The organism is Saccharomonospora halophila 8 (assembly GCF_000383775.1).
In the GTDB taxonomy this organism is placed as follows: Bacteria; Actinomycetota; Actinomycetes; order Mycobacteriales; family Pseudonocardiaceae; genus Saccharomonospora; species Saccharomonospora halophila.
On record NZ_KB912545.1, the window covers coordinates 14,963 to 20,455 of the forward strand.

The following is a 5,493-nucleotide window of genomic DNA, read 5'->3' on the forward strand; positions in this document are numbered from 1 at the left end:
TGGTGCTCGTCCGCGCGGACGGGGTCGCGGCGGGTTTGCTGGACACCGGTTCGGCCGAGCGTCTGGCGGCCACGGCCCCGGGCTCACCCGCCGAACGGGCGGCCGAGCCGATCCGTCCGGAGACGGTGCTGGCCGACGGCGACAGCGCCGAGGACCTCGCCCATCACCTGGCCGGAGTGGGCACGGGACAGTTCCTGGTCCTCGACCCGTCCGGGCGGCCCACCGGTGTCCTGCGCCGCGACGACCTCCTGCGGGCGTGCTCCGCACGGGGCGGCACCGGGTTCGGCCGGCGCCCGCCGGTCTGGGACGATCGGAGCCCCGATCCGTCCGTTCCCCGCCCGTGAGGGCATTCCTGGAGGTGTGGTGTCCGCAGGTCCGTTCCGTGTCGGCGACCGGGTGCAGTTGACCGATCCCAAGGGGCGGCACTACACCGTCGTCCTGTCCGAGGGTGGGCAGTACCACACCCACCAGGGCGCGATCGCCCACGACGACCTCATCGGCCTGGACGAGGGGTCGGTGGTCACCTCCGTGGGCGGCACCGCGTACCTGGCGCTGCGCCCGCTGCTGGCCGACTACGTGTTGTCGATGCCACGCGGGGCCCAGGTGATCTACCCGAAGGACGCGGCGCAGATCGTGATGTGGGGGGACGTCTTCCCCGGCGCCCGCGTGCTGGAGGCGGGCGCGGGGTCCGGGGCGCTCACGTGCTCGCTGCTGCGTGCGGTCGGGCCGGAGGGCCGGGTCACCTCGTACGAGGTGCGCGAGGATCACGCCACGCACGCGGTGCGTAATGTGGAGCGGTTCTTCGGGGAGTCCCCGGCGAACTGGGATCTCACCGTCGGTGACGTCACCGGGTTCACCGGGGAGGCCGACCGGGTGGTGCTCGACATGCTCTCCCCGTGGGAGGTGCTGCCGTCGGTGGCCTCGGCGCTGGTGCCGGGGGGCGTGCTGGTCGGGTATGTGGCGACGGTGACGCAGCTGTCCCGGCTCACCGAGGCGCTGCGCGAGCAGCAGTGCTGGACCGAGCCGCAGTCGTGGGAGACGATGGTGCGCCCCTGGCACGTGGTCGGGCTGGCGGTCCGCCCGGAGCAGCGGATGGTGGGGCACACGGCGTTCCTGCTCACCACCCGCCGACTCGCCGAGGGGGTCACCCCGCCCCGGCCGCGCCGCAGGCCCAGCCGAGGCTGACGGCGGGGCCGGGTCATCCCAGGCCGGTGACACACCATTCGCCGCCCTGGGAGCCCGCCATGAGATCCCCCTCCTCCGACCGGCCCCTTATTTCGACCTTGATCGGCACGGTCGCCGAGCCAGCGTCACCGGAGGGGGTGCCGGTTCGGGTGATCCGGACGCTGTCCGGAACCTCGTCGAAATTGACCTGGCCGGCTCCTCCGCAGACAAGTTGACCGAGCGCGGCTGAGTCGCGGCTGTTGTAGGCCTCGATGAACCGGTCCGCGAGCGTCTGCACGGCCGCCGCGTCGAATGATCCGGCTCCCGGCTGATCCGCGTCGCCGCCGGGGCCGGGCATCGGGGCGGACGACTGGCCGGGCAGGCCCGGCTGGTCACCGGGGAGAGGGCCCTGGCCCGGTCCGGGTGCCTGCTGTCCGGTGTTCGGTGCGGTGCCGCCCGGCTGTGCCTGCTGTTCGGACTCGCCCTCGTCCCCGCCATTGAGCACGAGGACGAGGGTGACCACGCCGCCGGCGAGGGCGAGTCCGGCGAGGGACAGGCCCACGATCAGTCCGGTCTTCTTCTTCGGCGGCGGTCCGTCGGGACCCGGAGGGCCGAATCCCGGTTGGCCGTATCCCGGCTGTCCCTGGGGTACGCCCGGGTAGCCCGGGTAGCCCGGATACCCGGCCTGGGACGGGTCCGGTTGTCCCCACTGGCCCGGCTGGCCCGGCTGGCCGGGTTGGCCGGGTTGAGGCTGGCCCGGTTGTCCCCACTGGCCTTGCTGTCCCCACTGATCGGGTTGGCCCCATCCTCCCTGCTGGGGCTGTCCGGGCTGGCCCCACTGGCCGGGTTGTGGGCCCTGGTGTCCGTAGGGGTCGGGTGGGCCCGGTTGCGGTGGTTGTGTCACGACTCGCTCCTGCTTCTCGGTACCTGTGGTGATCGCCCGGGGGCGGAACAATCGTAGAAGAGGATCATTCCCGGCAGGGGTGGGTTCCCGCGGTTCGCGTGACCGGCTGTGCCCGCAGGGGTACCGGAGTCCCGTGCGGGTCCGGCGGGTACACGGTCGGGAGCCGGACGACGCGCCGATCCTGTAACGCGGATAGGGCTTTTCATGTCGGTGATCGCCGGTACCGTGGGAAGAAATGCATTCCGAGGAGGTGCCGAAATGCCACACGACCTTCCCGGAGGTCGGCACGAGGAGGCCGACCCTTCACAGACGAGCGGAGCCGGAGCCACGGAGACCCCATCGAGCGAGCAGGCACGGCAGATCCGTTTCCTCGAGGAGGAGGTGGCCCTGCTCCGTCGGAAGCTCACCGACTCGCCCAGGCAGAACCGCGTGCTGGAGCAACGGCTCACGGAGGCCAACGAGCGGGTGAATCAGCTCACCGAGCGCAACAACAAGCTGACCGAGACTCTGCGCGAGGCGCGGAGTCAGTTGTTGGCGCTGCGGGAGGAGGTCGACCGGCTCGCACAGCCTCCGAGCGGGTACGGCGTGTTCGTCACCGCCTACGAGGACGGCACCGTGGACGTGTTCACGTCCGGACGCAAGATGCGGGTGGCCGTCTCACCCGCCGTCGAGGTGTCCGAACTGCGCCGGGGGCAGAGTGTCCGGCTCAACGAGGCGCTGACCGTGGTCGAGGCCGGCGAGTTCGAGAGCACGGGCGAGGTCTGCACGTTGCGGGAGACGTTGCTGCCGGAGAACGGCAGCGGCAGCGCCCGTGCGCTCGTGGTGGGCCACGCGGACGAGGAGCGGGTGGTGTGGCTGGCCGACCCGTTGACCGAGCAGAATCTGCGCTCGGGCGACTCGGTGCTGGTGGACTCCAAGGCCGGCTACGCCTACGAGCGGGTCCCGAAGGCCGAGGTCGAGGATCTGACCCTGGAGGAGGTGCCGGACGTCCGCTACGAGGACATCGGTGGCCTGTTCCGGCAGATCGAGCAGATCCGGGACGCGGTGGAGCTGCCGTTCCTGCACGCGGACCTGTACCGGAAGTACCAACTCGCTCCGCCGAAGGGTGTCCTGCTCTACGGGCCGCCGGGGTGCGGGAAGACGCTGATCGCGAAGGCGGTGGCGAATTCGCTGGCCAAGCAGGTGGCCGAGGCGAGGGGGGACGGTCGCGCGGCCGACGCGAAGTCGTTCTTCCTGAACATCAAGGGCCCCGAGCTGCTGAACAAGTTCGTCGGGGAGACCGAGCGGCACATCCGCATGATCTTCCAGAAGGCCCGGGAGAAGGCCTCCGACGGCACTCCCGTGATCGTGTTCTTCGACGAGATGGAGTCCATCTTCCGTACCCGCGGCAGTGGCGTGTCGTCGGACGTGGAGACGACGATCGTGCCGCAGCTGTTGTCGGAGATCGACGGTGTCGAGGGGTTGGAGAACGTCATCGTCATCGGCGCCTCGAACCGGGAGGACATGATCGACCCGGCGATCCTGCGGCCCGGCAGGCTCGACGTGAAGATCAAGATCGAGCGTCCGGACGCCGAGGGCGCCAAGGACATCTTCTCCAAGTACCTGACCGCGGACCTGCCGATCCACACCGACGACCTGCGGGAGTTCGCCGGTGACTCGGAGGCGACGCTGGACGCGATGATCCAGCACACGGTCGAGCGGATGTACGAGGAGACCGACGAGAACCGGTTCCTGGAGGTCACCTACGCCAACGGGGACAAGGAGGTGCTGTACTTCCGGGACTTCAACTCCGGCGCGATGATCCAGAACATCGTCGACCGGGCGAAGAAGTCGGCGATCAAGTCGGTGCTGGAGACCGAGCAGCCGGGGCTGCGGGTGCAGCACCTGCTGGACGCCATCGTGGACGAGTTCGCGGAGAACGAGGACCTTCCGAACACCACGAACCCGGACGACTGGGCCCGCATCTCCGGGAAGAAGGGGGAGCGGATCGTCTACATCCGCACCCTGGTCACCGGGAAGAACCAGGACTCCGGCCGGGTCATCGACACCGCGACCAACACCGGCCAGTACCTCTGAGCCGGCCGGTGGCCCGGTACGCCACACGACCACACGACCACAGGAGCACCTCCGAGAAGCAGTGGGGCCGCCCGCGCGCGACGCGCGGGCGGCCCCACTGTCGGGTGGGTCGGGTTCTTCCCGCGACGCGCCGGCTGGCCAGAGACGTATAACGTCCTATACCGTCCGGGTATGGATGTGGACGACACACAGCGAATCGGTCCGCACACGGATCCGCCGGGGACCGACATGGCGCCACCCGTGACGGCGGCGGACATGCTGGCCTGGCTGGAGGAGACCGCGCGGGCGGTGCGCGAGGGGGAGCTGGCCGCGGAGGAGCTGGTCGCGCTGCTGGGGCAGTTGCGGCAGGCGGCGACGGCGTGTGCGAACGCCTCGGACTGGACGTTGCTCGCCGCGCGGGAGGCGGGGGCGAGTCTGCGTCAGCTCGCCCCGGTGTTCGGCAAGGGGTATGTCCGGGCGCCGGCGGCGCGGCTGGAGAAGCTGCACCGCGAGGTGCTCTCGTCGGAGCAGTTCCTCGAACTTCTCCGACAGCGTGATGTATAACGGCCTATACCACCGCGCCGGAGTCGAACCCAGTCCGGCGGTTCCTGTATATCCCGTACCGTCGGCCCGATGAACAACCTCGCACGGACCGCGATCGGACTCGCGGCGGTGGGCAGGCCCGCGTACCTGAATCTGGGCCGGACGCGGGTGTTGCCGGGTGAACGATCCGTGCGCGAGATGCGGCGGGTCACCCACGCGGTGCTCGACCACGCCTACGCGCGCGGGGTGCGGCGGGTGGACGTGGCCGCCTCCTACGGTCGGGCCGAGGAGTTCCTCGCGGACTGGCTCGCCGACCGCGGGCACCCGGACGTGGTCGTGTCCAGTAAGTGGGGCTACGCCTACGTCGGCGGCTGGCGGGTGGACGCCGACGTGCACGAGACCAAGGAGCACTCCCGGACACGGTTCCGCACGCAGTGGGCCCGGACGCGAGAGCTGCTGGGCGGGGCGGTGTCGCTGTACCAGGTGCACTCGCTGACCCCGGACAGCCCGGTGTTCGACGACCGGGCGCTGTTGTCCGACCTGGCGGAGTTGCCGGCGCGCGGCGTGCGGGTGGGTTTCTCGACGTCCGGGCCGCGCCAGGCGGACACGATCCGCCGGGCGCTGGCGACGGAGGTGGACGGTCGTGCGGTGTTCACGGCCGTGCAGTCGACGTGGAACCCGCTGGAGCCCTCCGCCGGTCCGGCACTGGCCGAGGCGCACGCGCGGGGCGCCCTGGTGCAGCTGAAGGAGACTCTGGCCAACGGACGCCTGGTCCTCGACCCGCCCGCCCCGCTCGCGGCCGAGGCCGCTCGGCTCGGGACGGGCCC

Annotated in this window: 7 protein-coding genes; 6 read left to right on the forward strand and 1 reads right to left on the reverse strand. The window is 70.7% G+C overall.

Annotation, left to right across the window (positions count from 1 at the left end):
* Together SACHA_RS21525 and SACHA_RS0110805 are read left to right on the forward strand one after the other, a co-directional pair.
* A partial coding sequence (locus tag SACHA_RS21525) for a CBS domain-containing protein (protein WP_039738674.1) occupies nucleotides 1-344 on the forward strand: 344 nt, incomplete at its 5' end.
* A gap of 19 nt (nucleotides 345-363) precedes the next feature.
* On the forward strand, nucleotides 364-1,185 hold the full coding sequence (locus SACHA_RS0110805; protein ID WP_020628615.1) for a tRNA (adenine-N1)-methyltransferase: 822 nt from the start codon (nucleotides 364-366) through the stop codon (nucleotides 1,183-1,185).
* 13 nt (nucleotides 1,186-1,198) lie between these two features.
* Here the strand turns inward: SACHA_RS0110805 and SACHA_RS0110810 are convergent, their stop codons facing one another.
* Nucleotides 1,199-1,726 carry a hypothetical protein gene (locus SACHA_RS0110810; protein WP_019809602.1) on the reverse strand — a complete coding sequence of 176 codons (528 nt, stop codon included), beginning with the start codon at nucleotides 1,724-1,726 and terminating at the stop codon, nucleotides 1,199-1,201.
* Between the two features lie 60 nt (nucleotides 1,727-1,786).
* Between SACHA_RS0110810 and SACHA_RS25305 the strand changes: the two genes are divergently transcribed.
* From SACHA_RS25305 to SACHA_RS21530, 4 genes are all read left to right on the forward strand, one after another.
* Entirely contained in the window at nucleotides 1,787-2,125 is a 339-nt protein-coding gene (locus SACHA_RS25305) for a hypothetical protein (protein WP_198010130.1), read from the forward strand.
* A 201-nt stretch (nucleotides 2,126-2,326) separates the two neighbouring features.
* Nucleotides 2,327-4,144: a proteasome ATPase gene (arc, locus tag SACHA_RS0110815; RefSeq protein ID WP_019809604.1), complete on the forward strand. Its 1,818-nt coding sequence runs from the start codon at nucleotides 2,327-2,329 to the stop codon at nucleotides 4,142-4,144.
* A 171-nt stretch (nucleotides 4,145-4,315) separates the two neighbouring features.
* Nucleotides 4,316-4,687 carry a hypothetical protein gene (locus SACHA_RS0110820; protein WP_019809606.1) on the forward strand — a complete coding sequence of 124 codons (372 nt, stop codon included), beginning with the start codon at nucleotides 4,316-4,318 and terminating at the stop codon, nucleotides 4,685-4,687.
* 69 nt (nucleotides 4,688-4,756) lie between these two features.
* Nucleotides 4,757-5,493, forward strand: a 737-nt coding sequence (locus tag SACHA_RS21530) for an aldo/keto reductase (RefSeq protein ID WP_019809608.1), incomplete at its 3' end; no start/stop codon positions are given.

Bases quoted from the DNA above. Each gene is read 5' to 3' on its own strand.
- SACHA_RS0110820 (WP_019809606.1), top strand. From the start codon at position 4,316: ATGGATGTGGACGACACACAGCGAATCGGTCCGCACACGGATCCGCCG.
- arc (WP_019809604.1), top strand. From the start codon at position 2,327: ATGCCACACGACCTTCCCGGAGGTCGGCACGAGGAGGCCGACCCTTCA.